The 2,603-nt window shown below is 32.3% G+C and carries 2 protein-coding genes; both read left to right on the top strand.

Annotated features, from left to right (window positions below; all coding sequences use genetic code 11):
• The first annotated feature begins 85 nt into the window (after positions 1–85).
• The gene (locus tag J5G60_RS17860; RefSeq protein WP_150358487.1) at positions 86–1,576 is read left to right on the top strand and encodes a 4Fe-4S dicluster domain-containing protein; all 1,491 of its coding nucleotides are present in this window, start codon (positions 86–88) and stop codon (positions 1,574–1,576) included.
• Between the two features lie 199 nt (positions 1,577–1,775).
• Positions 1,776–2,498, top strand: coding sequence for a TVP38/TMEM64 family protein (locus J5G60_RS17855; protein WP_378062847.1), 723 nt, complete (start codon positions 1,776–1,778; stop codon positions 2,496–2,498).
• Positions 2,499–2,603: the final 105 nt, after the last annotated feature.

The raw sequence follows: 2,603 nt of genomic DNA, 5'->3' as shown, positions 1-2,603 counted from the left end.
TTATAAAATCTGTTACATTTAAAACTATAATCTGTTATAATTTAAATGAAAAATATATTATCAGATGTTATGGAGGAGGATTAGGATGTTGAATTTTGAAACTCCATTGAAAAAACTGAAATTTTTAGTATTAAGAGAAGCAGCTTCTTTGGCTAAAGAAAATAAATTAAAAAGGGAAGAACTAGAAAAGATACCTTACAGGATAATTCAAAATGAGAATAAAGCGGAGTATAGGTGCTGTGTATATAAAGAAAGAGCAGTTGTATATGAGAGGGCTTTATTGGCATCTGGTTTTATACCTACTGATAATACTACATTGGATTTGAAAAAAATTGTAGATAAAGATCATATGATGTATGTACTTTCAGCTGCCTGTGATAGATGCCCAATATATAAATATAGTGTTACGGAAGCTTGCAGGGGATGTATACAGCATAAATGTATGGAGGTATGCCCTGCAAATGCTATAACTAGAATTGATGGAAGATCACACATAGATCATGATGTATGTAAAGAATGCGGTATGTGTAAAAAAGTATGCCCTTATAATGCTATAGCAGAAGTTATGAGACCTTGTAAAAGATCCTGTCCTACTGGAGCATTGGAAATAAATTCAGATAGTAAAAAGGCAATGATAGATAAGAAAAATTGTATTAACTGTGGTGCCTGTATGGCTGCATGTCCCTTTGGAGCTGTATCGGATAGAAGCTATATCACTGAAGTTACAAGTGCTTTATGTAAGAAAAAGGATATGTATGCTGTGGTAGCTCCTGCCATAACGGGACAGTTTGGACCTAAAGTTACAGTAGGACAAGTTAAAGATGCTTTTAAAAAGATTGGGTTTAAAAAAGTGGTGGAAGCAGCTTGTGGTGCAGATGCAGTTACTGTAAATGAATCCAGTGAATTTGCAGAGAGAATGAATTCTGGAGATGAATATATGACAAATTCCTGCTGCCCGGGATTTATAGGTTATATTGAAACTAAATTTCCAAGTGAAGTTTCTAAAATATCCGGTACTGTTTCACCTATGGTTGCTGCCGCTAGAATGATAAAAAAAGAAGATAAAAATGCAGTTGTAGTCTTTATAGGACCTTGTACTGCTAAGAAAAGTGAAATAAATAGAGAATCTGTAAGAGATGCAGTGGATTATGTTTTGACATTTGAGGAAATATCCGCACTTATGAGTGCGTTTAATATACGTCCTGAAGATTGTGAGAATTTGCCTGTAGAGGATGCTTCTCTTTATGGAAGGGGTTTCGCCCAGGAAGGAGGGCTTACAGCTGCTATAGAAAATTGTATAGATGTTAGAAAGGATAAAGTTGTGTTTAAACCTGTAAAGGTAAGTGGAAAAGATGATATAAAGAAGACTATGGCTATGGCCAGAACAAAAAGACTTCAGGGAAATTTTATAGAGGGAATGATGTGTCAGGGAGGATGTATTGGAGGACCCGGGACAATGATTGGGATCATGAAATCCAGGCCTCAATTGATTAAATTTAGTAAGCAGTCTACTAAAAAATCTGTACTTTCCAATGAAAATTTAAAAAAATTTGAAAAAGTGAATTTGAATAGATGATTTAAAAAAAGTATGCTGATGATTTGTTTAGAATTATCAGCATACTTTTTTTAAAAATTTAATTAAAATTTAATGTGGTTATGGTGATCATTTATGATAGAATTTTTATAGAGCATATTTTGTATTGTTAAGGTATATGAGTAAATTAACTGGACATAATTAATATTAAAATGCAGTAATATTTTCAGGGTGGTTAAGATTGAAAACTTATAGGGAAAAAATTAAAAAAAGGTTAATAGAATATAAGCCCTATGTAGTTCTGGGCATAATAATGCTTGTATTGCTTGTTGTGGCTTATGAATATTATCATAAGTATATTTATGTATTTAGGGATCCTGATAAGATAAGGGATATAATAATGTCTTATGGCAAATATGGTATATCGGTGTTTTTGCTTATTCAGATTTTACAGGTAATAGCATTTTTTATACCGGGAGAAATCGTTCAGGTTTCAGGTGGATATGTATACGGCACTGTATTTGGAAGTATACTGTCTATTATAGGCATAACTGCTGGAAGTATAATTTGTTATGGCATATCAAGAATTTACGGCAAACCTCTGATAAATAAAATAATATCTAAAAGGCATCTAAAATTTTTTGATAAAATATTACAATTGGGAAGCGTGAATTCCATAGTGTTTTTATTGTACTTAATTCCAGGTATACCTAAGGATGTCCTGGCCTATATATGTGGAATATCCGATATAAATCTCAAGAATTTTATATTGTGTTCGACATTGGGGAGATTGCCTGGAATAGTTATTTCCACGTATTTTGGATCAAAAATATATTCGGGAAATAAAATAGAGCTTATAATTATAGCTTTAATGATGTTTTCGTTGTTTTTGGTAGGTATTCTCAAAGGAGAAAAAATAATAGTTAAAATGGTAAAGGGATCTCAATCGGGAAGTAATAAGTGAATTTAAAATGCTGCTTATTACTTTTTTATTTAACAAAAAGGGCGTAATTCTCCTATCTTCTATAAGTGGGAGATGAATAGTCCTTGTTATTTTAGGTTCGATGCC

Origin of the sequence: Clostridium sp. HV4-5-A1G, assembly GCF_900184915.1 — a bacterium.
GTDB classification, from domain to species: Bacteria; Bacillota; Clostridia; order Clostridiales; family Clostridiaceae; genus Clostridium_B; species Clostridium_B aromativorans.
This window is presented reverse-complemented; position numbering and strand designations above follow the sequence as displayed.